The sequence below is a fragment of the Kitasatospora albolonga genome (assembly GCA_002082585.1).
GTDB classification, from domain to species: Bacteria; Actinomycetota; Actinomycetes; order Streptomycetales; family Streptomycetaceae; genus Streptomyces; species Streptomyces stephensoniae.
Map to the genome: position 1 here is coordinate 6175761 of CP020563.1, position 24381 is coordinate 6200141.

23 protein-coding genes, 1 pseudogene and 1 riboswitch are annotated in these 24381 nt (G+C 71.4%); of the genes and pseudogenes, 18 read left to right on the forward strand and 6 right to left on the reverse strand.

Annotated features, from left to right (window positions below; genetic code table 11):
* Positions 1 to 43 precede the first annotated feature (43 nt).
* From B7C62_27400 to B7C62_27435, 8 genes are all read left to right on the forward strand, one after another.
* On the forward strand, positions 44 to 796 hold the full coding sequence (locus tag B7C62_27400; GenBank protein ID ARF75566.1) for a signal peptidase I: 753 nt from the start codon (positions 44 to 46) through the stop codon (positions 794 to 796).
* Entirely contained in the window at positions 793 to 1281 is a 489-nt protein-coding gene (locus tag B7C62_27405; GenBank protein ID ARF75567.1) for a DNA mismatch repair protein MutT, read from the forward strand. Before B7C62_27400 ends, B7C62_27405 begins: the two co-directional genes overlap by 4 nt.
* A gap of 64 nt (positions 1282 to 1345) precedes the next feature.
* The gene (locus B7C62_27410) at positions 1346 to 1654 is read left to right on the forward strand and encodes a protein often found in actinomycetes clustered with signal peptidase and/or RNaseHII (protein ID ARF75568.1); all 309 of its coding nucleotides are present in this window, start codon (positions 1346 to 1348) and stop codon (positions 1652 to 1654) included.
* 162 nt (positions 1655 to 1816) lie between these two features.
* Positions 1817 to 2176: a hypothetical protein gene (locus B7C62_27415; protein ID ARF75569.1), complete on the forward strand. Its 360-nt coding sequence runs from the start codon at positions 1817 to 1819 to the stop codon at positions 2174 to 2176.
* Complete coding sequence (locus tag B7C62_27420; GenBank protein ARF75570.1) at positions 2176 to 3798, forward strand: Mg chelatase-like protein; 1623 nt, start codon at positions 2176 to 2178, stop codon at positions 3796 to 3798. The genes B7C62_27415 and B7C62_27420 overlap by 1 nt, the downstream gene beginning before the upstream one ends.
* Positions 3799 to 4108: 310 nt before the next feature.
* Positions 4109 to 5278: a DNA protecting protein DprA gene (locus B7C62_27425; GenBank protein ID ARF77396.1), complete on the forward strand. Its 1170-nt coding sequence runs from the start codon at positions 4109 to 4111 to the stop codon at positions 5276 to 5278.
* Positions 5279 to 5533: 255 nt separating this feature from the next.
* Positions 5534 to 6370: an RNA polymerase sigma factor WhiG gene (locus tag B7C62_27430; GenBank protein ID ARF75571.1), complete on the forward strand. Its 837-nt coding sequence runs from the start codon at positions 5534 to 5536 to the stop codon at positions 6368 to 6370.
* A gap of 96 nt (positions 6371 to 6466) precedes the next feature.
* Complete coding sequence (locus B7C62_27435) at positions 6467 to 7024, forward strand: TetR family transcriptional regulator (protein ID ARF75572.1); 558 nt, start codon at positions 6467 to 6469, stop codon at positions 7022 to 7024.
* A gap of 83 nt (positions 7025 to 7107) precedes the next feature.
* Here B7C62_27435 and B7C62_27440 read toward each other — a convergent pair.
* A pseudogene (locus B7C62_27440) lies at positions 7108 to 7820 on the reverse strand (peptidase M23).
* Between the two features lie 673 nt (positions 7821 to 8493).
* Here B7C62_27440 and B7C62_27445 point away from each other — a divergent pair.
* The 5 genes from B7C62_27445 (at position 8494) to B7C62_27465 (ending at position 13032) form a co-directional block, all read left to right on the forward strand.
* A complete protein-coding gene (locus B7C62_27445) occupies positions 8494 to 9393 on the forward strand; it encodes a 30S ribosomal protein S2 (protein ID ARF75573.1) in 900 nt (299 codons plus the stop codon).
* 99 nt (positions 9394 to 9492) lie between these two features.
* The gene (locus B7C62_27450) at positions 9493 to 10329 is read left to right on the forward strand and encodes a translation elongation factor Ts (protein ID ARF75574.1); all 837 of its coding nucleotides are present in this window, start codon (positions 9493 to 9495) and stop codon (positions 10327 to 10329) included.
* A 161-nt stretch (positions 10330 to 10490) separates the two neighbouring features.
* Positions 10491 to 11267, forward strand: a complete 777-nt coding sequence (locus B7C62_27455; GenBank protein ARF75575.1) for a UMP kinase — start codon at positions 10491 to 10493, stop codon at positions 11265 to 11267.
* Between the two features lie 122 nt (positions 11268 to 11389).
* Entirely contained in the window at positions 11390 to 11947 is a 558-nt protein-coding gene (locus tag B7C62_27460; protein ID ARF75576.1) for a ribosome-recycling factor, read from the forward strand.
* On the forward strand, positions 11947 to 13032 hold the full coding sequence (locus B7C62_27465; protein ARF75577.1) for a phosphatidate cytidylyltransferase: 1086 nt from the start codon (positions 11947 to 11949) through the stop codon (positions 13030 to 13032). Before B7C62_27460 ends, B7C62_27465 begins: the two co-directional genes overlap by 1 nt.
* Before the next feature lie 152 nt (positions 13033 to 13184).
* Here the strand turns inward: B7C62_27465 and B7C62_27470 are convergent, their stop codons facing one another.
* Positions 13185 to 13556 carry a hypothetical protein gene (locus tag B7C62_27470; GenBank protein ARF75578.1) on the reverse strand — a complete coding sequence of 124 codons (372 nt, stop codon included), beginning with the start codon at positions 13554 to 13556 and terminating at the stop codon, positions 13185 to 13187.
* Positions 13557 to 13839: 283 nt separating this feature from the next.
* On the opposite strand from B7C62_27470, the gene B7C62_27475 reads away from it, so the two are divergent.
* The 5 genes from B7C62_27475 to B7C62_27495 all read left to right on the forward strand — a co-directional run bounded on the left by B7C62_27475 (position 13840) and on the right by B7C62_27495 (position 20342).
* Positions 13840 to 14946: a 23S rRNA (adenine(2503)-C(2))-methyltransferase RlmN gene (locus B7C62_27475; protein ID ARF75579.1), complete on the forward strand. Its 1107-nt coding sequence runs from the start codon at positions 13840 to 13842 to the stop codon at positions 14944 to 14946.
* 64 nt (positions 14947 to 15010) lie between these two features.
* A riboswitch (TPP riboswitch) is annotated at positions 15011 to 15127 on the forward strand.
* An 83-nt stretch (positions 15128 to 15210) separates the two neighbouring features.
* Positions 15211 to 16311 carry a thiamine ABC transporter substrate-binding protein gene (locus B7C62_27480; GenBank protein ARF75580.1) on the forward strand — a complete coding sequence of 367 codons (1101 nt, stop codon included), beginning with the start codon at positions 15211 to 15213 and terminating at the stop codon, positions 16309 to 16311.
* A 110-nt stretch (positions 16312 to 16421) separates the two neighbouring features.
* Complete coding sequence (locus B7C62_27485; GenBank protein ARF75581.1) at positions 16422 to 18035, forward strand: iron ABC transporter permease; 1614 nt, start codon at positions 16422 to 16424, stop codon at positions 18033 to 18035.
* Positions 18036 to 18040: 5 nt separating this feature from the next.
* On the forward strand, positions 18041 to 19063 hold the full coding sequence (locus B7C62_27490; GenBank protein ID ARF75582.1) for an iron ABC transporter ATP-binding protein: 1023 nt from the start codon (positions 18041 to 18043) through the stop codon (positions 19061 to 19063).
* 805 nt (positions 19064 to 19868) lie between these two features.
* Positions 19869 to 20342 carry an ATPase gene (locus B7C62_27495; protein ID ARF75583.1) on the forward strand — a complete coding sequence of 158 codons (474 nt, stop codon included), beginning with the start codon at positions 19869 to 19871 and terminating at the stop codon, positions 20340 to 20342.
* A 21-nt stretch (positions 20343 to 20363) separates the two neighbouring features.
* Here the strand turns inward: B7C62_27495 and B7C62_27500 are convergent, their stop codons facing one another.
* From B7C62_27500 to B7C62_27515, 4 genes are all read right to left on the reverse strand, one after another.
* The gene (locus B7C62_27500) at positions 20364 to 21524 is read right to left on the reverse strand and encodes a hypothetical protein (protein ID ARF75584.1); all 1161 of its coding nucleotides are present in this window, start codon (positions 21522 to 21524) and stop codon (positions 20364 to 20366) included.
* Positions 21506 to 22243: an ABC transporter ATP-binding protein gene (locus B7C62_27505; GenBank protein ARF77397.1), complete on the reverse strand. Its 738-nt coding sequence runs from the start codon at positions 22241 to 22243 to the stop codon at positions 21506 to 21508. Before B7C62_27505 ends, B7C62_27500 begins: the two co-directional genes overlap by 19 nt.
* Before the next feature lie 237 nt (positions 22244 to 22480).
* Complete coding sequence (locus tag B7C62_27510; protein ID ARF75585.1) at positions 22481 to 23860, reverse strand: aspartate aminotransferase family protein; 1380 nt, start codon at positions 23858 to 23860, stop codon at positions 22481 to 22483.
* Positions 23845 to 24351 (reverse strand): AsnC family transcriptional regulator, encoded by a 507-nt coding sequence (locus B7C62_27515; protein ID ARF75586.1) that lies wholly within the window; start codon positions 24349 to 24351, stop codon positions 23845 to 23847. Before B7C62_27515 ends, B7C62_27510 begins: the two co-directional genes overlap by 16 nt.
* Between the last annotated feature and the right edge of the window lie 30 nt (positions 24352 to 24381).

The following is a 24381-nucleotide window of genomic DNA, read 5'->3' on the forward strand; positions in this document are numbered from 1 at the left end:
ACTCGGATCAGCGATTGTCGATCTCCGATGGGGGAGCGCTGGGATGAGCGGTACGCGAAGTGGTCAGGACGGCCGCGGCCGGACCGGCGCCATGGTGTCGGGCCTGGCCGTGGCCGTCGGCTGTGTGCTGTTCCTCGGCGGGTTCCTCTGGGCGGCGGTGGTCTACAAGCCGTACGCCGTCCCCACCGCCTCGATGTCCCCCACGGTGAACGTCGGCGACCGGGTGCTCGCGCAGCGGATCGACAGCGCCGATGTCCGCCGCGGCGACGTGGTGGTCTTCACCGACAAGGTCTGGGGGGACACCCCCATGATGAAGCGCGTGGTCGGCGTGGGCGGCGACACGGTGGCCTGCTGCGGCGAGGACGGGCGGCTCACCGTGAACGGGACACCCGTCGAGGAGCCCTATCTGAACCGGGGCACCGCCACCGGGGGCACCCCGGCGCCCGCCTCGCCGCAGGACTTCTCCGCCGAGGTGCCCGAGGGGCAGATCTTCCTCCTCGGCGACGAGCGGTCCACCTCCCTGGACTCCCGGGTCCATCTGGAGGACGCCGGACAGGGCTCCGTACCCCTGAGCGCCGTCCAGGGCCGGGTCGACGCGGTGGCCTGGCCGATGAACGGCATGATCGGCCGCCCCGCCTCCTTCGCCGCGCTGCCCGGCGGGGTCTCCGCCGACGGCCCGCTCCCGCTCCAGGTGGGGGCGGCGCTGGTGGGCGTGGTCCTCATCCTGGGCGGAGCGGCGTACGGGCCGGTCGCCGCCCGCTCCGCCCGCAGGCGGGCCGCCGGGGCCGCCCGGTGACCGGCGCGCGGCGCAGGGTCGCCCGGGTGGTGCTCCTGGACCCCGACGACCGCATCCTTCTGCTGCATGGCCATGAGCCCGGCGACCCCGGCAACGACTGGTGGTTCACGCCCGGCGGCGGCCTGGAGGGCGACGAGAGCCACGAGGAGGCGGCCCGCCGCGAGGTGGCCGAGGAGACCGGGATCACCGGCATCGAGCTGGGCCCGGTGATCTGGAAGCGGATCTGCTCCTTCCCGTTCGACGGGCGGCGCTGGGACCAGGACGAGTGGTACTTCCTGGCCCGAACGGAGCGGACCGCCACCGATCCCCGGGGCCTCACCGAGCTGGAACTGCGCAGCGTCGCCGGTCTGAGGTGGTGGACCTCCGCCGAACTTCTCGCGACGCGTGAGACGGTGTACCCGACCAGACTCGCCGAGCTGCTGCGCACGCTCCTCGACGAGGGTCCCCCGCGTGCTCCGTCGGTCCTCGCCCCCGAAATCGTCTAATCGTCCAGGGGCGTCGAAGGCTGACGCACAATGGGGGGACGCACGGCTGAAGGGGAAACATGCCATGAGCGCCGAGGACCTCGAGAAGTACGAGACCGAGATGGAGCTGAAGCTCTACCGGGAGTACCGCGATGTCGTCGGTCTGTTCAAATATGTGATCGAGACCGAACGGCGCTTCTACCTCACCAACGACTACGAGATGCAGGTGCACTCCGTCCAGGGCGAGGTTTTCTTCGAGGTGTCCATGGCGGACGCCTGGGTCTGGGACATGTACCGGCCCGCCAGATTCGTCAAACAGGTCCGCGTGCTGACCTTCAAGGACGTCAACATCGAGGAGCTCAACAAGAGCGATCTGGAACTTCCGGGAGGCTGACCCCGCGCGGCCCGCAGGCCCGGGGCCGCCGATTCGTGCGAGACGCGGTACCGACCCGGTCACCCATGTGGGTGGCCGGGTTTTCCACATCGGGAGAGTTTTCCACCAAGATCCACAACTTTCCGGCGGCCGGGTCAGAGTCGGTCCCGGAGGTGGTGCCGAATGAACGCACGGGGGGCACTCGGGCGGTACGGCGAGGATCTGGCGGCACGGCTGCTGGCCGACGCCGGAATGGCCGTGATCGAGCGCAACTGGCGCTGTCGCGCCGGAGAGATCGACATCGTCGCCCGGGACGGCGACGCACTGGTCTTCTGCGAGGTGAAGACCCGCAGGTCGGACGGGTTCGAACATCCCATGGCCGGGGTCACCCCGGTCAAGGCGGACCGGCTGCGGCGGCTCGCCGGGATCTGGCTGGACCGGCACGGCGGACCGCCGGTCGGCGGGGTCCGGATCGACCTGGTCGGGGTGCTCGTGCCCCGGCGCGGCGCTCCCGTCACCGAGCATGCGCGGGGGGTGTCCTGATGGGGTACGCACGGGCGTATTCCGTGGCGCTGGTCGGCGTCGAGGGCGTGGTGGTGGAGGTCCAGGCGGACCTGGAGCCCGGCGTCGCGGCCTTCACCCTGGTCGGGCTGCCGGACAAGAGCCTGATCGAGAGCCGGGACCGGGTGCGGGCCGCGGTGGTCAATTCCGGGGCCGAGTGGCCGCAGAAGAAGCTCACGGTCGGGCTCTCCCCGGCCTCCGTGCCCAAGAGCGGTTCGGGTTTCGACCTCGCCGTGGCCTGTGCGGCCCTCGGCGCGGCGGAGCGGATCGACCCCGCCGCCATCGCCGATGTGGTGATGATCGGCGAACTGGGCCTGGACGGCCGGGTCCGTCCGGTACGGGGCGTGCTCCCCGCCGTCCTCGCGGCGGCCGAGGCGGGGTACGAGCACGTCGTCGTCCCCGAGCAGACGGCCGGTGAGGCCGCCCTGGTGCCGGGCGTCTCGGTCCTCGGCGTCCGGAGCCTGCGCCAGCTCATCGCCGTCCTCTGCGACGAGCCGGTGCCCGAGGAGCCCGCCGACGACCGGGGCCGCCCCGACGCGATGCTCGCCGGGCTGATGGTCCCGGGCACGGGCCTCGGCGCCTGTCTTGCCCCGGCCTCGGCGCGCGGTGGGGGCCACATCCCGGACCTGGCCGATGTGGCGGGACAGCCACGCCCCCGCAAGGCCCTGGAGGTGGCGGCGGCCGGGGGACACCATCTGCTGTTCTCGGGCCCGCCGGGTGCGGGAAAGACCATGCTGGCCGAGCGGCTCCCGGCGGTCCTGCCGCCGCTGACCCGGCAGGAATCCCTCGAAGTGACGGCGGTCCACTCCGTGGCGGGCATCCTCCCCCCGGGTGAACCGCTGGTCTCCCGGGCCCCCTACTGCGCCCCGCACCACTCGGCGACCATGCAGTCCCTGGTGGGCGGGGGCAACGGGATGCCGAGGCCGGGAGCGGTGTCGCTCGCACACCGCGGGATTCTCTTTCTCGACGAGGCTCCGGAGTTCTCGGGCAAGGCCCTGGACGCGCTGCGCCAGCCGCTGGAGTCGGGCCATGTGGTGGTGGCCCGGGCGGCGGGGGTGGTGCGGCTGCCCGCCCGGTTCCTGATGGTGCTGGCCGCCAACCCGTGCCCCTGCGGCCGGCACACCCTCACGGGCGCGGGCTGCGAGTGCCCGCCCTCGGTGGTCCGCCGCTACCAGGCACGCCTGTCCGGACCGCTGCTCGACCGGGTGGACCTGCGGGTCGAGGTGGAGCCGGTCGACCGGGCGGACCTCCTGGGCCAGGGCGGCCGGGGCGAGCCGACGGCCGTGGTCGCCGCACGGGTACAGGAGGCCAGGGCCCGGGCGGCGGAGCGGCTGACCGGCACCCCGTGGACCACCAACAGCGAGGTCCCCGGCCACGAACTGCGGACCCGGCTGCTCGCGGCCCCCGGGGCGCTGGCCGCCGCCGAACGCGACCTGGAACGCGGCCTGCTCACGGCCCGGGGCCTGGACCGGGTGCTGCGGGTCGCCTGGACAGTGGCGGACCTCAGGGGCGCTCCCCGCCCGGAGGCCCGCGACATCGCGGTGGCCCTGGAACTGCGGACCGGCATCCAGCGGGGGGCTCCTATGGAGGCGGGGGCGCTGTGAGCGGGGTGGACGCGGGGGTGCCGGGGCGGGGGGCGGGCGGTCCATGGGCCTGCGCCGGATGAGTGGAGGGCGGGGCTCGGGGTGGGACTGGGGCGGTCGGGGGATGCGGGCGGCCCGGAGTTGGGTACGGAGCGGAGGGCGGTGCCTGGCCAGGAGCGGCCGGTCCATGGCCCTACGCCGGGCGAGCGGCGGGCGGGGGTCAGAGCCTGGCCAGGGGCGGTTGGAGCCTGGAATTCGGGGGGAGCAGGTGTCGGAGCGGCCGGAGTCTGGGGTGGGGCGGGGGTGGTCGGGGGAAGAGGGCGGGGCGGAGCTGGGGGCCGGGCGGGTGTCGGATGGTGAGCGGTTGGCGCGGGCAGCGTTGACCCGGGTGCTGGAGCCGGGGGACGAGCGTGCCGGGGGGTGGCTGCGGCGGACCGGGCCCGTCGAGCTGTTACGGGCGCTCCGCGTCACGGACGGGGCCGCCGAGCGGCTGCGGGGGATGAGCGCCGTACGGCTGGAGGGCTACCGGCTCCGCGCGGCGGCGGCCGAACCCGAGCGGGATCTCGCGGCCGTCGCCGCCGTGGGCGGGCGCTTCGTCTGCCCGGGGGACCGGGAGTGGCCGAGCCAGCTCGACGACCTGGGGGACGCGCGGCCCGTCGGGCTCTGGGTGCGGGGGCGGCCGGACCTGCGGCTGTGGGCCCTGCGCTCGGTCGCGGTGGTCGGTGCGCGTGCCTGCACCCCGTACGGGGCCCATATGGCGGCCACCCTCGGTGCCGGGCTCGCCGAGCGCGGCTGGGTGGTGGTGTCCGGCGCTGCGTTCGGGGTGGACGGGGCGGCGCACCGGGGGGTGCTGGCCGTGGGCGGCGCGACGGCGGCGGTGCTGGCCTGCGGTGTCGACGTACCCTACCCGCGCGGCCACGCGGAGTTGCTCGGGCGGGTGGTGCAACAGGGGCTGGTGATCGCGGAGTTGCCACCGGGCGCCCACCCCACCCGCAGCAGGTTCGTCCTGCGCAACCGCGTGATCGCCGCCCTGACCAGGGGGACGGTCGTTGTGGAGGCCGAGTACCGCAGCGGCTCCCTCGTCACCGCCCGTCAGGCACAGCGGCTCGGCCGGTTCGCGATGGGTGTGCCCGGGCCCGTCACCAGCGGACTGTCGGCCGGGGTCCACGAACTGCTGCGCGGCGAAGGGGTGCTGGTCACCGACGCGTCCGAAGTCGCCGAGCTGATCGGGGACATCGGGGACCTCGCACCGGAGCGGCGCGGCCCCGTGCTGCCCCGGGACCGGCTGGACGCGGCGGCGGCGAAGGTCCTCGACGCCCTTCCCTACCACGGCCTGGCCCACCCCCGTGACCTCGCCCGGGCGGCGGGGACCTCCACCGACGAAACAGTCGGGCGACTGTACGAACTTCACTCACTGGGGTTCGTCGAACGCGAAGGCGACGGCTGGAGGTTGACGCGCCCGGCCTCACGCAACGGCGACGCGCGGCGAGGCGGTCCTTGACCTGGAGCATTCGGGTGAAAAGGTAAGGCCGATGACCTCGCACGATCGATCGGTGAGCTGCGCGGGGGCTGTCGCCCACGGCGGTGGCCCCGGCCCCCGGCGGGTGCGGGCAGCGTGAACGGCAGAACGCAATCACGCAGCACGGATCTCCGCTCCTGTGCGGACTGCGACGCTGTAGTCACGCTACGCTCGCAAGGATTCCGCCCCAGACAAAAGTCCCCCAGCACTTCACGGCAGAACGGCTCAAGGCACCACATGCCCCAGCACACCTCCGGGTCTGACCGCGCGGCAGTACCACCGGTTGCGCGTGGCACTGTGCGCCCTCCCGCCCCCTCCTCGCTCGACGAACTGTGGCGTTCGTACAAGACCACCGGCGACGAGCGGCTGCGCGAGCAGCTGATCCTGCACTACTCGCCGCTCGTCAAGTACGTGGCGGGCCGGGTGAGTGTGGGGCTGCCGTCCAACGTCGAACAGGCCGACTTCGTCTCCTCCGGGGTCTTCGGACTGATCGACGCCATCGAGAAGTTCGACATCGAGCGCGCCATCAAGTTCGAGACGTACGCGATCACCAGAATCCGCGGCGCGATGATCGACGAACTGCGGGCGCTCGACTGGATTCCCCGGTCCGTCCGGCAGAAGGCGCGGAACGTGGAGCGCGCCTACGCCACGCTGGAGGCCCGGCTGAGGCGTACCCCGTCCGAGTCCGAGGTCGCCTCGGAGATGGGGATCGGACTGGAGGAACTGCACGCGGTTTTCAGCCAGTTGTCGCTGGCCAACGTCGTGGCCCTGGAGGAGATGCTCCAGGTCGGCGGTGAGGGCGGCGAGCGGCTGACCCTGATGGACACCCTGGAGGACACCGCCGCCGACAACCCGGTGGAGGTGGCCGAGGACCGCGAGCTGAGAAGGCTGCTCGCGCGCGCCATCAACACGCTCCCCGACCGTGAGAAGACAGTGGTGACCCTCTACTACTACGAGGGCCTGACCCTCGCCGAGATCGGCAACGTCCTCGGGGTGACGGAGAGCCGGGTCAGCCAGATCCACACCAAGTCCGTGCTCCAGCTGCGGGCCAAACTGGCCGATGCCGGACGCTGAAAGCACCCCCTCCGGCCACCCGTACCGAGGCTGTGCCCTTCCCTCCGCCAGCCGTCGCCGTAGAGTGGATACGTGCCCAGGATTCGAGCGGCCTCCGTGGCCGAGCACCGGACCATGCAGCGCGGCGCCCTCCTGGACGCCGCGCGCTCCCTGCTGTCCGAGGGCGGTACGGAGGCGCTGACCTTCCCCGCACTCGCCGAGCGCACGGGCCTCGCCCGGTCCTCCGTGTACGAGTACTTCCGCTCGCGCGCCGCCGTCGTCGAGGAGCTCTGCGCCGTCGACTTCCCCGTCTGGGCGGCCGAGGTCGAGAACGCGATGCAGCGCGCCGAGACCCCCGAGGCGAAGATCGAGGCGTATGTGCGCCGCCAGCTCGACCTCGTCGGGGACCGCCGCCACCGGGCGGTCGTCGCGATCTCCGCGAGTGAGCTGGACGCCGGTGCCCGGGAGAAGATCCGGGCCGCGCACGGCGGTCTGATCGCCATGATCGTCGAAGCGCTCGGGGACCTCGGCCACACGCAGCCCAGGCTCGCCGCCATGCTCCTCCAGGGCTCGGTGGACGCCGCCGTGCGCCGTATCGAGCTGAGCGTGGCCGAGGAGCCCGGCGTCATCGCGGACACCGCCGTCGCCATGATCCTGCGCGGCGTACGGGGCTGAGCGCGGCGGCTCCCGCCACCGCCGCTCCTTCCGCCCCCAGCACCGCGCCGGGTACCTGCGCCGCGCTGGGTCCCAGCAACGCGTCAGGTTCCGGCACCGCGCCGGGTTCCGGCGTTCCGCTCGGTCCTGGTGCTCCTGTCCCGCCGGATTCCGGTGCTCCCCGTTCCGGCGTCCCTGGTTCCGGCACCTCCGGTTCCGGCACTCCGAACACCGGCAGCAGGCGCGACGGGCCGCGCCGCAGGAGGTGAGGCGGCAGCAGCGAGAGCGGGTCCAGGTAGGACTTCGCCCGCCGCAGCCCCCAGTGCAGACAGCCCTCGGCGCAGTGGAACGGTCCCGCCTCCAGCAGACCGACCGGCCCGCCCGCCACCACGAGGTCGCCCTTCCGCACCAGCGCCCGCACCGGCTCGTACGTCGTCCGCAGCGGCGGCGCCCCGCTCCCCGCCAGCTCGACGGAGATCACTCCGCGCCCGGCCACCCGCCCCGCGAACGAGACCCGGCCGGTGGCGGCGGCCCGTACGACGTCCCCCGGCCGGGCCGCCAGGTCGACGCCGCGGTGGCCGGGCCCGTACGGACCGGCGGGCGGCTCCCACCCACGTAACACCGCGGGCCTCCCGGCCAGCGGCCAGACCGGACCACCGTCCAGCTCCGCGAAGGTCCCCGAGCCCGCGCCTGGGCCTGCGCCCGTATCCGCACCCGCGTCTCCGCCCGCACCCCCGTCCGGCCCGTCTGCCGCCGACGGAGGCGGTTCCTCGTCCGCCCCCACGTCCCCGTCCGCCCCGGGCACCGGCGGCGGCACCCCCTCGGCCCGTAAGGCGTCGGGCAGCACCCCGGCCCCGGCCGCAGCCCGTGGCGGCGATAGCACGGCCGTCAGCAGAGCCACGACCAGCACGGCCACGGCCGGCAGGAACAGCGGCCCGCGCACGCGGCGCGGGCCGGACGTGCGGGGCAGCAGACGCGGGAATCGCAGGAATCGCAAGAACCGCAGGGGCAGCGAGGACAGCAGGGGTCGCAGGCGCAGCAGAGACCGCAGGAGCCGCAGAGAGCGCGGGAGTCCCAGAGAGCTCAGAGGCCGAGGAGAGCGCGGGAATCGCAGGAATCGCATGGATCAACGCTCTCCCGGAAGACCGGATTCCGGGGATCACGGGCCGCGCCTGTGGACTACTCGCCGGTTGTGGACATCGCCGTCACCCGGCCGTGGCCACCGACCGCACCGACCGTGGACACCGGGCGCGCTCGCCGTGGACTCCGCGCCCGCCCGCTCATGGACATCGCCGTCACCCGGCACCCGGCGGGTCCCGTACACTTCTTACGGCGATCCGGGTCACCGGGTCGACTTCGCACGCCCCGCCACCTCCCTCTTTCGGGATGGTGGCCGCGCCCCTCGGTCCCTCGTGGCACGGCGCGTCGGGGCGTCAGGCGCGAACGCAAACCTGCGGTCGCGATAACCGAGTACCTCAAGGAGTACGGCCATGGCCGTCGTCACGATGCGGGAGCTGCTGGAAAGCGGCGTCCACTTCGGTCACCAGACCCGTCGCTGGAACCCGAAGATGAAGCGCTTCATCTTCACCGAGCGCAACGGCATCTACATCATCGACCTGCTCCAGTCGCTGTCGTACATCGACCGCGCCTACGAGTTCGTCAAGGAGACCGTCGCCCACGGCGGCTCCATCATGTTCGTGGGTACGAAGAAGCAGGCCCAGGAGGCCATCGCCGAGCAGGCGACGCGCGTCGGCATGCCGTACGTCAACCAGCGCTGGCTCGGTGGCATGCTCACCAACTTCTCCACCGTCTACAAGCGCCTTCAGCGTCTGAAGGAGCTCGAGCTCATCGACTTCGAGGACGTGGCCGCCTCCGGCCTCACCAAGAAGGAGCTCCTGGTCCTCTCGCGCGAGAAGGCCAAGCTGGAGAAGACCCTCGGTGGTATCCGCGAGATGCAGAAGGTGCCCAGCGCCGTCTGGATCGTCGACACCAAGAAGGAGCACATCGCCGTCGGTGAGGCGCGCAAGCTCCACATCCCGGTCGTCGCGATCCTCGACACCAACTGCGACCCCGACGAGGTCGACTACAAGATTCCGGGCAACGACGACGCGATCCGCTCCGTCACCCTGCTCACCCGCGTGATCGCCGACGCCGTCGCCGAGGGCCTCATCGCCCGCTCCGGTGCCGCCACCGGTGACTCGAAGCCGGGCGAGAAGGCCGCCGGCGAGCCCCTCGCCGAGTGGGAGCGCGACCTGCTCGAGGGCGACAAGAAGGACGAGACCGCGGCCGCCGCCGAGGTCCAGTCCTCCGCCGAGACCGAGAAGGTCGCCGACGCCGAGAAGCCGGCCGAGGCCGTCGCCGAGGCCGAGGCTCCGGCCACGGACGCCTGACAGCCGTCACGGCTGCTGACGGCGGGGGCCGGTGCCGCGAGCGCCGCCCCCGCCGTTCACCCGTAGATCTTTCAGACTTCGAGAGAGACATACAGACTCATGGCGAACTACACCGCCGCTGACGTCAAGAAGCTCCGTGAGCTGACCGGCGCCGGCATGATGGACTGCAAGAAGGCGCTTGACGAGGCCGACGGCAACGTCGACAAGGCCGTCGAGGCGCTCCGTATCAAGGGCCAGAAGGGCGTCGCCAAGCGCGAGGGCCGCTCCGCCGAGAACGGTGCCGTCGTCTCCCTCATCTCCGAGGACAAGACGTCCGGCGTCCTCCTCGAGCTGAAGTGCGAGACGGACTTCGTCGCCAAGGGCGACAAGTTCCAGGCCGTCGCCAACACGCTGGCCGCGCACGTCGCCGCCACCTCCCCGGCCGACATCGCCGCGCTCCTCGCCTCCGAGATCGAGCCCGGCAAGACCGTCCAGGCGTACGTGGACGAGGCCAACGCCAACCTCGGCGAGAAGATCGTCCTGGACCGCTTCGCGCAGTTCACCGGCGACTTCGTCTCCGTGTACATGCACCGCACCATGCCCGACCTGCCCCCGCAGATCGGTGTCCTGGTCGAGCTGGACAAGGCCGACGCCGATCTGGCCAAGGGCATCGCCCAGCACATCGCCGCCTTCGCGCCGAAGTACCTCTCCCGCGAGGACGTCCCGGCCGAGGTCGTCGAGGCCGAGCGCCGCGTCGCCGAGGAGACCACCCGCGCCGAGGGCAAGCCCGAGGCCGCCCTCCCGAAGATCGTCGAGGGTCGCGTCAACGGCTTCTTCAAGGAGGCCACCCTCCTCGGCCAGCCGTACGCGCTGGACGCCAAGAAGTCCGTCCAGAAGGTCCTGGACGAGGCCGGTGTCACCCTGAAGCGCTTCTCGCGCATCAAGGTCGGCATCTGAGTCCGTCCGGGCGAACAGCACCCGACCCGATAGGGTCGGGTGCAGTCGACGGCCGCACCCACGCCGGACGACCGCAGATCTGACGAGGAGGCCATTGCCGCTGTAGGGACACCAGACCCACCGGCAATGGCCTTCTTCGTATGTGCACGAGGAGAATTTCCATGGACAAGGGCGCGGACGCCACCAAGGCCGACGACAGGCACGACGACGACAAGGGTTCCGGGCGCTTCATGCTGAAGCTCTCCGGTGAGGCATTCGCCGGCGGCGGCGGCCTCGGTGTCGACCCCGACGTCGTGCACACCATCGCCCGCGAGATCGCCGCCGTCGTCCGCGACGGCGCCCAGATCGCGGTGGTCATCGGAGGAGGCAACTTCTTCCGCGGTGCCGAGCTCCAGCAGCGCGGCATGGACCGGGCCCGGTCCGACTACATGGGCATGCTCGGCACCGTCATGAACTGCCTGGCGCTCCAGGACTTCCTGGAGAAGGAGGGCATCGACTCGCGCGTCCAGACCGCCATCACCATGGGCCAGGTCGCCGAGCCGTACATCCCGCTCCGTGCGGTGCGGCACCTGGAGAAGGGGCGCGTCGTCATCTTCGGCGCCGGTATGGGCATGCCGTACTTCTCCACCGACACCACCGCCGCCCAGCGCGCCCTGGAGATCGACGCCGAGGCGCTGCTCATGGGGAAGAACGGTGTGGACGGGGTCTACGACTCCGACCCGAAGGCCAACCCCGACGCGGTGAAGTTCGACGCGCTGGAGTACGGCGAGGTGATCACGCGCGACCTGAAGGTCGCCGACGCCACCGCCATCACGCTCTGCCGTGACAACAAGCTCCCGATCCTCGTCTTCGAGCTGACCGCCGAGGGCAATATCGCCCGCGCGGTCAAGGGTGAGAAGATCGGCACGCTCGTGAGCGACGAGAGCACCCGGGCCTGACGGCCCCCCAGGATGGACAACGGCCTGCCGGTCGGACACCGTGCAGGTGAGGACGCGACGCAGGACCCGCAGGGCACGGTGATGACGATGCCGCGCCCACACAAGACACGCAGGAGCACGTGGTGATCGAAGAAATCCTCCTCGAGGCCGAGGAGAAGATGGAGAAGGCCGTCGTCGTCGCGAAAGAGGACTTCGCCGCGATCCGTACCGGCCGTGCGCACCCGGCGATGTTCAACAAGATCGTCGCGGACTACTACGGCGCGCTGACCCCGATCAACCAGCTGGCCTCGTTCTCGGTGCCCGAGCCGCGGATGGCCGTCGTGACGCCGTTCGACAAGACCGCGCTGCGCAACATCGAGCAGGCGATCCGCGACTCCGACCTCGGCGTCAACCCGAGCAACGACGGCAATATCATCCGGGTGACGTTCCCCGAGCTCACCCAGGACCGCCGCAAGGAGTACATCAAGGTCGCCAAGGGCAAGGCCGAGGACTCCAAGATCTCGATCCGCTCCATCCGCCGCAAGGCCAAGGAAGCGCTCGACAAGCTCGTCAAGGACAAGGAGTCCGGCGAGGACGAGGTGCGCCGCGCCGAGAAGGAGCTCGACGACACCACCGCGAAGTACGTCGCGCAGGTGGACGAGCTGCTCAAGCACAAGGAAGCCGAGCTGCTCGAAGTCTGATGAACGACTCTTCCTGGGGCGCACCGCAGGGAGCCGGTTACCGGGGTGCCCCCGAGATGGGGGTCGCTCCGGCGGGTCCCGCCTACGATGTGCATGAAGCCCAGCAGACTCGGCCCATGCCCAACGTGCCGGACGTTCCCGACGCAGGTAGAGACGCACAGAGCCGTGGAGACCGGGACGGGGACGCCGCGCACGTCAGCGGCCCCCTGTTCCGTGACGAGATGCCGCAGGAGCCCATGTCCACCCCGCTGCCGTCCCCGCCGCAGAAGAAGCGCGCGGGGCGTGATCTGCGCGCCGCCATAGGGGTCGGCGTGGGGCTCGGCGCCGTCATCGTCGCCTCGCTGTTCATCGTGAAGGCCGTCTTCGTCGGCGTGGTCGCCCTCGCCGTCGTGGTCGGCCTCTGGGAGCTCACCTCCCGGCTGCGGGAGCAGAAGGGCATCAACGCGCCCCTGATCCCGCTCGCCGTCGGCGGCGCCGCGATGGTCGTCGCGGGCTACGCCCGGGGCGCGGAGGGGGCCTGGGTCGCCATGGCCCTGACCGCGCTCGCGGTGCTGGTCTGGCGGATGACCGAGCCGCCGGAGGGTTACCTCAAGGACGTCACGGCGGGGGTCTTCGCCGCGTTCTACGTGCCCTTCCTCGCGACCTTCGTCGCCCTGCTGCTGACGGCGGACGACGGGCCGTGGCGGGTGCTGACCTTCCTCGTCCTCACCGTCGTCAGCGACACCGGGGCGTACGCGGTCGGCTGGCGCTTCGGCACCCACAAGCTGGCCCCCCGCATCAGCCCCGGCAAGACCCGCGAGGGCCTGCTCGGTGCCGTGGCCTTCGCCATGGTCGCCGGGGCGCTGTGCATGGAGTTCCTGATCGACGGGGGCGCCTGGTGGCAGGGGCTGTTGCTCGGTCTCGCGGTCGCCGTCAGCGCCACCCTCGGCGACCTCGGCGAGTCCATGATCAAGCGGGACCTCGGGATCAAGGACATGGGAACCCTTCTCCCCGGCCACGGCGGCATCATGGACCGGCTGGACTCGCTGCTGCCGACCGCTCCGGTGGTCTGGCTGCTGCTGGTCCTGTTCGTCGGCTCGGGCTGAGCGCCCTTTCCCGGGGCGCGCACCACGTCCCACCTGAACGTTCTACGAGTGAGGGTCCGTTGTCCACAGGGCGGCGGGCCCTCACCCGTCTGTCTGCGACACCGGATGAACCATGCCATGCCTGAGCCCGGAGAAGTACTGCGGCAGCGCGGTCATGAGCTCATCGCGGCGGACTCGTAGGCGCGGTCGGCGATGGCGAGGAACCTGGCCTTTTTCTTCGATTCCGCGGCTTCCAGCAGGCCCGCCCACCCTGACCTGCCCTGGTCCCAGTACTGCCGCCCCACATCGCCGCTGAAGAACGTTCTCAGGTTCAGCTCCAGCTGCGCTTCATTGGCGTCCTCGGTGATGAACGATGAGTAGTACCAGGAGAAGATGAGATTGGCGAACATGAGCTGCCTCTCTCTTTCGCTGCTCTCCTGGCTCGCGCTGCCGCCCCAGCATTGGGACAGCGAAATGTCATTGATTGACATGGCGATGAGCTCTCGATGCTGGGCCCTCATGCTTTCGTCCTGCGCAATTTTCATTTGACGGGATTGGAATCTCAGTGCGGCTGCAACGGCGGCAAGTGAGACCGTAGAGATGATGAGAGATGCAATTGTTGATATCTTGTCCACAGGTTGATGCCCTTCTGTCTGCTGCTTCCGCACTAGCCACTGCCCAAGGTGAGTATCGCTTCAAACGATCTCGCGCAGAACCATGATCGGCGTGGGCGGATGCCTGCGGTCCGTAACAGGGCCGGGCCCGGGTCGCCGCTGGGCCGGGCGACGAGCCGGGGCACCTCCGCGTGTCTGCGACACTGGATGAACCATGCCTAAGCCCGGAGAACTCACTTTCGTCGCGCCCCGCGGAGCCAAGAAGCCCCCGCGGCACCTCGCCGACCTCACGCCCGCCGAGCGCAAGGAAGCGGTCGCCGCGACCGGCGAGAAGCCGTTCCGCGCCCAGCAGCTCTCGCAGCACTACTTCGCGCGGTACGCGCACGACCCCGCGCAGTGGACCAACATCCCCGCCGGGTCCCGGGAGAAGCTCGCCGAGGCGCTGTTCCCCGACCTGATGTCGGTGGTCCGCCACATCAGCTGTGACGACGACACCACCCGTAAGACGCTGTGGAAGCTGCACGACGGCACGCTCGTCGAGTCCGTCCTGATGCGCTACCCCGAGCGCGTCACGATGTGTATCTCCTCCCAGGCCGGCTGCGGGATGAACTGCCCCTTCTGCGCCACCGGGCAGGCCGGGCTCGACCGCAATCTGTCGACCGCCGAGATCGTGCACCAGATCGTCGACGGCATGCGCGCCCTGCGCGACGGCGAGGTGCCCGGGGGTCCGGCCCGGCTCTCCAACATCGTCTTCATGGGCATGGGCGAGCCGCTCGCCAACTACAACCGTGTGGTCGGCGCGATCCGCCGGCTCACCGACCCCGAGCCGGACGGCCTCGGCCTCTCCCAGCGCGGGATCACCGTCTCCACCGTGGGGCTCGTCCCGGCGATGCTGCGCTTCGCCGACGAGGGGTTCAAGTGCCGCCTCGCCGTCTCGCTGCACGCCCCGGACGACGAGCTGCGGGACACCCTCGTCCCCGTCAACACCCGGTGGAACGTCCGCGAGGTGCTGGACGCCGCCTGGGAGTACGCGGAGAAGTCCGGCCGCCGGATCTCCATCGAGTACGCCCTGATCCGGGACATCAACGATCAGGCATGGCGCGGCGACCTGCTCGGCCGGCTGCTCAAGGGCAAGCGGGTGCACGTCAACCTGATCCCGCTCAACCCCACCCCCGGCTCCAAGTGGACCGCCTCGCGCCCCGAGGACGAGAAGGCGTTCGTCGAGGCCATCGCGGCCCACGGCGTGCCCGTCACCGTCCGGGACACGCGGGGCCAGGAGATCGACGGGGCCTGCGGGCAGCTGGCGGCCTCGGAGCGCTGAAGCACGGGCGGCCTCCCGGCCCGGCCGGAAACCGCCGGTGTAGCCTGGGCGCGCAATCAACTTCATATTCCGACAGGGGAGCGCCACAGCGCTGAGAGTGCGGCACCAAGGACAGGTTGGCCGCAGACCCTCTGAACCTCGCCCGGGTCATTCCGGGTAGGAAGTTCGGACCTTACTCAAGCTGTTGCGCCCTGCCCGCCTCCGGTACGGCTCCGGGGGCGGGCGGGGCCGCGTCTCTTCCTGGTCACCTCCAGGAGGAATCACATGAACACCACCAAGAAGTACGCCGCGACCGCGCTCGCCGCGGCGCTCGGCGTCACCGTCCTCGCGGGCTGCGGCGGCTCCGACGGCACCTCGGCCGGTTCCGGCGCGTCGAAGGGCAGCGGTTCCAAGACCGTCACCCTGGTCACCCACGACTCCTTCAACGCCTCGGAGAAGGTGCTGAAGCAGTTCACCAAGGAGAGCGGCTACACCGTCGAGCTCCTCAAGAGCGGCGACGCCGGGTCCGCGCTCAACCAGGAGATCCTGACCAAGGGCTCCCCCCGCGGAGACGTCTTCTTCGGCGTCGACAACACCCTGCTCTCCCGCGCCCTCGACAACGACCTCTTCACCGCGTACGAGGCCAAGGGCCTGGACCGGGTCGCGGACGGCACCGAGCAGGACGACAAGCACCGCGTCACCCCCGTCGACACCGGCGACATCTGCGTCAACTACGACAAGAAGTACTTCGCCGACAAGAAGCTCGACCCGCCGCAGACCTTCGAGGACCTGATCAAGCCGGAGTACAAGAACCTCCTGGTGACCGAGAACGCGGCGAGTTCCTCGCCCGGCCTCGGCTTCCTCCTCGGCACCATCGCCGCCCAGGGCGAGGACGGCTACCAGGACTACTGGAAGAAGCTGAAGGCCAACGGCGTCAAGGTCGTCGACGGCTGGGAGCAGGCGTACCACGAGGAGTTCTCGGGCTCCGCGGCAGGCAAGAAGGCCAAGGCGGACCGGCCGCTCGTCGTCAGCTACGCCTCCAGCCCGCCCGTCGAGGTCCTCTACGCCGACCCGCAGCCCAAGGAGGCCCCCACCGGCGTCTCCACCGGGACCTGCTTCCGGCAGACCGAGTACGCCGGACTGCTGAACGGAGCGAAGAACGAGGCGGGCGGCAAGGCGCTGCTGGACTTCCTGATCAGCCGGACGTTCCAGGAGGACGTGCCGCTGAACATGTTCGTCAACCCGGTCGTGAAGGACGCGAAGCTGCCGGAGATCTTCACCGAGTTCGGCGAGACCGTCGACAAGCCGGCCACCGTGGCCCCGGAGAAGATCGCCGCCAACCGTGAGCAGTGGGTCCAGGCGTGGCACTCGATCGCCGTGAAGTAAACGGCCCCACCAAGGCCGCCGAAGCCGACCCCGCCGCCGGACCCCGGTCCGGCGGCACGCGGTCCGGTGGCGGCGGAGGGTGGCGCGGAGCGGCCGTACGGCTCGGTCTGATGGCCGTGCCCGTCGCCTTCTTCGCCGTCTTCTTCGCCTACCCCGTCTCCGCGATCGTCGGCCGCGGACTGAAGACGGACGGCACCTGGCAGTTCGGGCGGGTCGGCGAGGTGCTGACCCGCCCGGACATCCTCGACGTCCTCTGGTTCACCACCTGGCAGGCCCTCGCCTCCACCGCGCTCACCCTGCTGATCGCCCTCCCCGGCGCGTACGTCTTCGCCCGTTTCGACTTCCCCGGGAAGCAGGTGCTGCGCGCGGTCGTCACCGTGCCGTTCGTGCTGCCCACCGTCGTCGTCGGCACCGCGTTCCTGGCGCTCCTCGGACGCGGCGGGCTCCTGGACGAGCTGTGGGGCGTACGGCTCGACACCACCGTGTGGGCGATCCTGCTCGCCCACGTCTTCTTCAACTACGCGGTCGTCGTCCGGACCGTCGGCGGTCTCTGGTCGCAGCTGGACCCGCGCCAGGAGGAGGCCGCCCGGGTGCTCGGCGCCGGACGGTTCGCCGCCTGGCGCCGGGTGACGCTGCCCGCGCTCGGCCCGGCGGTGGCCGCCGCCGCGCTGATGGTCTTCCTCTTCACGTTCACCTCGTTCGGTGTCGTGCAGATCCTCGGCGGCCCCGCCCACTCCACCCTGGAGGTGGAGGTCTACCGTCAGACCGCCCTGCTCCTCGACCTGCCGACGGCCGCCGTGCTGACCCTGGTCCAGTTCGCGGCGGTCGGCGCGATCCTCGCCGTGCACGCCGTGACCGTACGCCGCCGGGAGCGGGCGCTGAAGCTCGTCGACCCGGCGCAGACCTCCCGCAGGCCGCAGGGCCCCGGGCAGTGGGCGCTGCTCGGCGGGGTGCTGCTCACCGCGCTGCTGCTGATCCTGCTGCCGCTCGGGGTGCTGGTGGAGCGGTCGTTCGACGGGCCGGGCGGTTACGGCTTCGGCTACTACGAGGCCCTCCAGAGCGCCGGGGGCAGCGGCTCGACCTTCCTCGTACCGCCGCTGGAGGCCGTCGGCAACTCGCTGCGGTACGCGTTCATCGCCACGGTCATCGCCCTGGTCGTCGGCGGTCTCGCGGCGGCCGCCCTGACCCGGCGGGCGGGACGGCTCGTACGGGGCTTCGACGCGCTGCTCATGCTGCCGCTCGGGGTCTCCGCCGTCACCGTCGGCTTCGGCTTCCTCATCACCCTCGACAAGCCGCCGCTGGACCTGCGGACCTCCTGGATTCTGGTCCCGCTGGCCCAGGCGCTGGTGGGCGTCCCCTTCGTCGTACGGACCATGCTCCCCGTCCTCCGTGCGGTGGACGAGCGGCTGCGCGAGGCCGCCGCCGTGCTGGGGGCCTCCCCGCTGCGGGCCTGGCGGGAGGTCGATCTGCCGCTGGTGCGGCGGGCGGTGCTGGTCGCGGCGGGGTTCGCGTTCGCCGTCTCGCTCGGGGAGTTCGGCGCCACCGTCTTCATCGCCCGGCCCGACAACCCGACCCTGCCGGTCGCGGTCGCCCGGCTGCTGGGCCGCTCCGGGGAGCTCAACTACGGGCAGGCGATGGCCCTCAGCACCATCCTGATGCTGGTGTGCGCGGTCTCGCTGCTGCTCCTCGAACGTATCCGTACCGACCGATCCGGGGAGTTCTGACCACCATGCTGAGCCTGGAAGCGGCCACCGTACGGTTCGGGAAGCGGGCCGCGCTCGACGCCGTCGACCTGGAAGTGGCCGACCACCGCATCGTCTGCGTGCTCGGCCCCAGCGGCAGCGGCAAGTCCACCCTGCTGCGGGCCGTCGCCGGGCTCCAGCCGATGGACGGCGGCCGGGTGCTGCTGGCCGGGCAGGACCAGGCAGGCGTCCCGGTCCACCGGCGCGGCCTCGGCCTGATGTTCCAGGACCATCAGCTCTTCCCGCACCGCGATGTCGGCGCCAACGTGGCGTTCGGACTGCGGATGCACGGCGCCGGGCGGGCGGAGTCCGAGCGCCGGGTCCGCGAACTCCTGGAGCTGGTCGGCCTCCCCGGCGCCGAACGCCGGGCCGTCGCCGCCCTCTCCGGCGGCGAGCAGCAACGCGTCGCCCTGGCCCGCGCCCTCGCCCCGCGCCCCAGACTGCTGATGCTGGACGAGCCGTTGGGCCAGCTCGACCGCAGCCTCCGTGAACGGCTCGTCGTCGAACTGCGCACCCTCTTCCAGGAGTTGGGTACGACGGTGCTCGCCGTCACCCACGACCAGGGCGAGGCGTTCGCGCTCGCCGACCGGGTCGTCGTGATGCGGGACGGGCGGATCGCCCAGGAGGGCAGCCCGCTGGACGTCTGGCAGCACCCCGCCTCCGCGTTCGTCGCCCGCTTCCTCGGCTTCGACAACGTGACCCCCGCGACCGTGACCGGCCGGGCCGCCGCCACCGCCTGGGGCAAGGTGCCGGTCCCCGAGGGCTCCCCCCAGGGCGAGGTGGACCTCCTGGTCCGCCCCGCCGGGGTGCTGATCGGCGCCCCGGAGGACGGGCTGCGCTGCACGGTCGGCGTCCGCACGTTCCGCGGGAACCACGTGACCGTGCGGCTGACCCCCGAGAACGCGCCGGTCCTGGAGGCCGAGTGCGCCCTGCGGGACACCCCGGACGAGGGCGCGGTGGTGGGCGTCCGGTTCGACGAGGCGGAGACGGTGGTGCTGGCGGGGGAGTAGGGGCTGTCCTGCCTGATCAGCGCGCCATTCCTGGGCCCCGTCGTGCAGGAAGCGGTGCCACTCCAGGAGGGCGCCGTCGCGGAGGCGCAGCTGATGGAGTACGTACGGGCCGGATTTCTGCAGGGCCCAGTCGGGAAGCAGGACGCGGTTCTTCAGGCGGGCGTCCTGGGCCAGTGGGCAGGGCGTGCGCAGTCCGTGGGCGATCGTGTCCCGGAAGTCGGCGTCCCAGTGCGCCGGACCGGTGGCCGCTCCGGGTCCCCGGGCATCGATGATGCCGCGCGCGTGATCGACCACCGCCTCGTTCACCGCCTCCTGGAGCCGCTGGAAGGCATCGGCCGTGGCACTCCGGGGCCGCCTGATCCGGATGTTCCTCAAGCGCTCCTCACCGTCCCGGTAGTGGTGGACCCGGCAGTACGTCAGCGTCCTCCCCTCCGCACCAGGCTTCTTCTCGCGCACCCACGCCTCGATGGCCATCACGTCGCGCAGCGGTATGCGTCCGGTGCGCCCCCAGGGCAGGGGCCGGAGCCGGCGCGTCAGACGCAGTGTGTGTCCGTCGAAGGTCAGCCGGGCGGACAGGGTCGACGCGGTCAGCGGATGGCGGACGGGCGGCCCGCTCACCCCGTTGGGATTCGTCGTAACCCCAAGTGTGTTTGGAAAAAGGCCCGTTGGTGCGGCCCGGAGGCGGAAGGGCTCGGGACCGTCGTCCGCCCCCGGCCCGCGCGACAGGACAGGACCGGGCGGGCCGGGCAAGCTGAAGACACGCCTCCCGGACCCCGACCCCCGACCACGAGACGAGGCCGCGACCATGAACGGTGGCACCCGCCAGGGCATCGACCTCACCCGCGTGCTCCACGCCCCCCAGCGGCGGGTCTTCGCCGCCTGGACGTCACCGGAGGACTTCGCCGCCTGGTACGGCGGTGAGGCCGACGTGCCGCTGGACCGGGTCTCGATGGACGTCCGGCCCGGCGGCGCGTGGAGCCTGGTCATCGTGATGCCGGGCGTCGAGATGCCCTTCCACGGGGTGTACCGGGAGGTGAGCGAGCCCGACGGGCTGGTCATGACGCTCAAGGACGGCTCCGCGCCGAAGGACCCGGAGGGCACGGAGAGCACGGAGGGCGAGACCGTCACCGTGACCTTCACCGATCTGGGGGACGGCACCACCGAGCTGGCCTTCCAGCAGCGCGGCGGCCACCTCACCCCCGCCCAGTACGCGGCGGCCGAGGACGGCTGGGAAGCCTTCTTCGACGCCCTCGCCGCCCGTCTGGCCAGCCACCCCTGACCGGGCCGCCCCCCCGGCGGCCTACTTCGCCAGCGGCAGCGCCGCCAGCTCCGCGATCACCCAGGTCAGCGGGGCGAACACGGCCAGCAGCGCGGCGGCCCGCAGCGCGGTCGCGGCGCGCAGCGCGGAGGCCGGGGCGCCCATCCGCAGCAGCGCCTGAGCGGTGTGGGCGCGGGCCTGCTTCGCCTCCAGGGCCGAGGTCAGCAGGGTCGCCACCGTACAGCCGAGGACCAGCACCGCACCGAGCGCGGTGAGCGGGCCCCAGGGGCGCTCGTCGCCCCCGTACAGCGCCGAAGCGGCGATCGCGGCGGCGACCACCGCGCAGACGATCCCGAGCGGCCGCCCGATCCGGCGCGCCTCGTCCATCAGGACCCGGCCGGCCAGCAGGCGTACGGCACCGGGGCGCACCGCCTGGAGCGCCCGCCCGCACAGGTGGGTCAGCCCCGGTCCGGCCATGGCCAGGCCGATCGCGGTCAGCGTCCAGCCCGCCAGCACCGCCACCGGGGTCGCGTCGAACCGGCCCGGCAGCGGGAACGCGCTCCCCGACCCGCCCCCCGACGCGTACGCCTCCACCGCCAGCCCCGCGGCCACCAGCGCCACGCCCCAGGGGAGTCCGCTCGGCACGGGGGCGGGCTCCGGCAGCTCCTCGGAGCCGAAGGTGTCCCGCGCCGGGTCCGGCCGCGAGCGCAGGGCCAGCGCGCTCGCCGTCGCCGACGCCACCGGTACGAGGGCGAGCAGCATCAGCGCGGCGGCCAGCGGCAGCGGGGTGCCCGCGCCGAGGAACTCCGCCGCGCCGCCGTCGAAGGGCATCCCGGTCAGATCGCCCCGCAGATGCAGGAAGAACAGCAGGGCCACCATCGAGCCGAGCGTGGTGGAGACGGCGGTCGAGACCGCGGCCAGCACGGAGAGCCGCACCGGGCCGAGGCCCACGGAGGAGAGGCCGGGCCGGGGGCGGGTGCTCGGGTCCGTACGGGCCACCGCCACGGCGAACTGCACGGTGGCGGCCAGCGGGACGAAGCACCACAGCAGCCGCAGCACCGAACCGGCGGATGCGGGGTGCGCGGCGGCGTACCCCAGGGAGCTCAGGAGGAGGAAGCCGACTCCGGCGGAGGCGGCGGCCACCAGGAGCCGCCGGACCAGGACGAGGGGGTGCGTACCGCGGGCTAGACGGAGAGCGAGCACGCCGCGCTGCCCTCCGCTTCGGGGCCGGTGGTGAGGGCGGTGTTGGAGACGCGGCGGCCGTCCAGCAGGGAGACGGCCCGGTCGGCGAGGGCGGCGACCTCGGTGTCATGGGTGGCCAGGACCACCGTGATGCCGTGCGAACGGGCCGCCGCGGTGAGGGTGCGCAGGAGCTGGGAGCGCTCGGCGCGGTGCAGGGTCGCGGTGGGCTCGTCGGCGAAGATCACCGTCGGCCGCGCGCAGAGCGCCCGGGCCACGGAGACCCGCTGGCGCTCGGCCTGGAGCAGGGCGTGCGGGCGCTTCCTGGCGAGCGGGGCGATGTCGAGGCGCTCCAGCCACTCGGTGGCGGCCTTCTTCGCGGCCCGGTGCGCGACCCCGCGCAGCAGCAGCGGAAGCGCCGCGTTCTCCCAGGTGGTCAGCTCGGGGACGAGCTCCGGATCGGCGGCGATCCAGCCGAACCGTTCCCGCCGCAGCCGTTCGCGCACCCGGGGGCTCATCGTGTGCACGGGGACGCTGTTGAACCAGACCTCGCCCTGGTCGGGCACCAGCCGGCCCGACAGGCAGTGCAGCAGGGTCGTCTTCCCGCTGCCGCGCGGGCCGGTGACGGCCAGGATCTCGGCGTCCCGGATGCCCACGGAGACACCGCCGAGGCCGGGCGATCCGTTGTGGGAGTGGTGCAGGGAACGCGCCCAGATCACGTCGTTGTCCGGCGGGGCCACCATGGCGTACACCTCGGTTCGGATGAGTTTTCCCGTTCCCCCGTACGGGGGAACGAGGACGCGGCCGATCGGTCACTGGGCACCGTAGGGAGTCGGACCGGGGTGTACGCACAGCACGCGGCCCGGATGCACCCCTTCTCACTCGAACGGGTGCATCCGGGCCGGGTGGACCGTATGAAATGACCGCTGGATGATGATCATCCGGCGCTCGTGGCGGTGGTCAGACGCTCATGGCGGGGATCAGAGCTTCGTCCACGCCTCCGTCAGCACGGTCCGCAGGATGCCCTCGATCTCGTCGAACGTGGACTGGTCCGAGATCAGCGGCGGCGCGAGCTGGATGACCGGGTCGCCTCGGTCGTCGGCGCGGCAGTAGAGGCCGTTCTCGAACAGCGCCTTGGAGAGGAACCCGTACAGGACGCGCTCGGTCTCCTCGTCGGTGAACGTCTCCTTGGTGGCCTTGTCCTTCACCAGCTCGATGCCGTAGAAGAAGCCGTTGCCGCGGACGTCGCCGACGATCGGCAGGTCGTGCAGCTTCTGGAGCGTGGTGAGGAAGGCGTTCTCGTTGTCCAGGACGTGCTGCGGGAGGTTCTCGCGCTCGAAGATGTCCAGGTTGGCGAGGCCGACCGCCGCGGAGACCGGGTGGCCGCCGAAGGTGTAGCCGTGCAGGAAGGTGTTGCCGCCCTGGTAGAAGGGCTCGGCGATGCGGTCCGAGACGATGCAGGCACCGATCGGGGAGTAGCCGGAGGTCATGCCCTTCGCGCAGGTGATCATGTCCGGTACGTAACCGAACTTGTCGCAGGCGAAGATCGTGCCGAGGCGGCCGAAGGCGCAGATGACCTCGTCGGAGACGAGCAGCACGTCGTACTGGTCGCAGATCTCGCGGACCCGCTGGAAGTAGCCGGGGGGCGGCGGGAAGCAGCCGCCCGCGTTCTGCACGGGCTCCAGGAAGACGGCCGCGACGGTCTCGGGGCCCTCGAAGAGGATCTCCTGCTCGATCTGGTCGGCGGCCCAGCGGCCGAACGCCTCCGGGTCGTCGCCGAAGAGCGGGGCGCGGTAGATGTTGGTGTTCGGCACCTTGTGCGCGCCGGGGACCAGCGGCTCGAAGGGGGCCTTGAGGGCGGGCAGACCCGTGATGGACAGGGCGCCCTGCGGGGTGCCGTGGTAGGCGACGGCGCGCGAGATGACCTTGTACTTGGTCGGCTGGCCCTTGAGCTTGAAGTACTGCTTGGCCAGCTTCCAGGCGGTCTCGACGGCCTCGCCGCCACCGGTGGTGAAGAAGACCTTGTTGAGGTCGCCCGGGGCGTAGTCGGCCAGCCGCTCGGCCAGCTCGACGGCCTTCGGGTGGGCGTAGGACCACACCGGGAAGAAGGCGAGCTCCTGGCCCTGCTTGTACGCCGTCTCGGCGAGCTCGTGACGACCGTGACCGGCGTTGACCACGAACAGGCCGGAGAGGCCGTCCAGGTAGCGCTTGCCCTTGTCGTCGAAGATGTACGTTCCCTCGCCACGCACGATGGTGGGAACGGGCGCGTTCTCGTAGTCCGACATGCGGGTGAAGTGCATCCACAGGTGGTCGTACGCGGTTCGGCTGAGGTCCTTGCTCACGGCTATCGGGTTCCCCACATATAGGTCTGCTTCTTGAGCTTGAGGTAAACAAAGCTCTCGGTGGAGCGCACCCCGGGAATGGCCCGGATGCGTTTGTTGATCGTCTCCAGCAGGTGGTCGTCGTCCTCGCAGACGATCTCCACCATCAGGTCGAAGGAGCCCGCGGTCATCACCACGTACTCGCACTCGGCCATTGCCGACAGGGCTTCGGCCACCGGGTCGAGGTCGCCCTCGACATTGATGCCGACCATCGCCTGGCGCCGGAATCCCACGGTGAGCGGGTCCGTGACGGCGACGATCTGCATCACGCCCTGGTCGAGCAGCTTCTGGACGCGCTGGCGCACAGCCGCTTCGGAGAGGCCGACGGCCTTGCCGATCGCGGCGTACGGACGGCGTCCGTCCTCCTGGAGCTGCTCGATGATTGCGAGGGAGACGGCATCGACCGCCGACGGCGATCCGTTCCCGGTCCTGGAGTCTGCGCTGCGACTGGCCACACCTCCACTCTGCACCGCACTCGTCTGTCTCGCAACCCCAGAGCG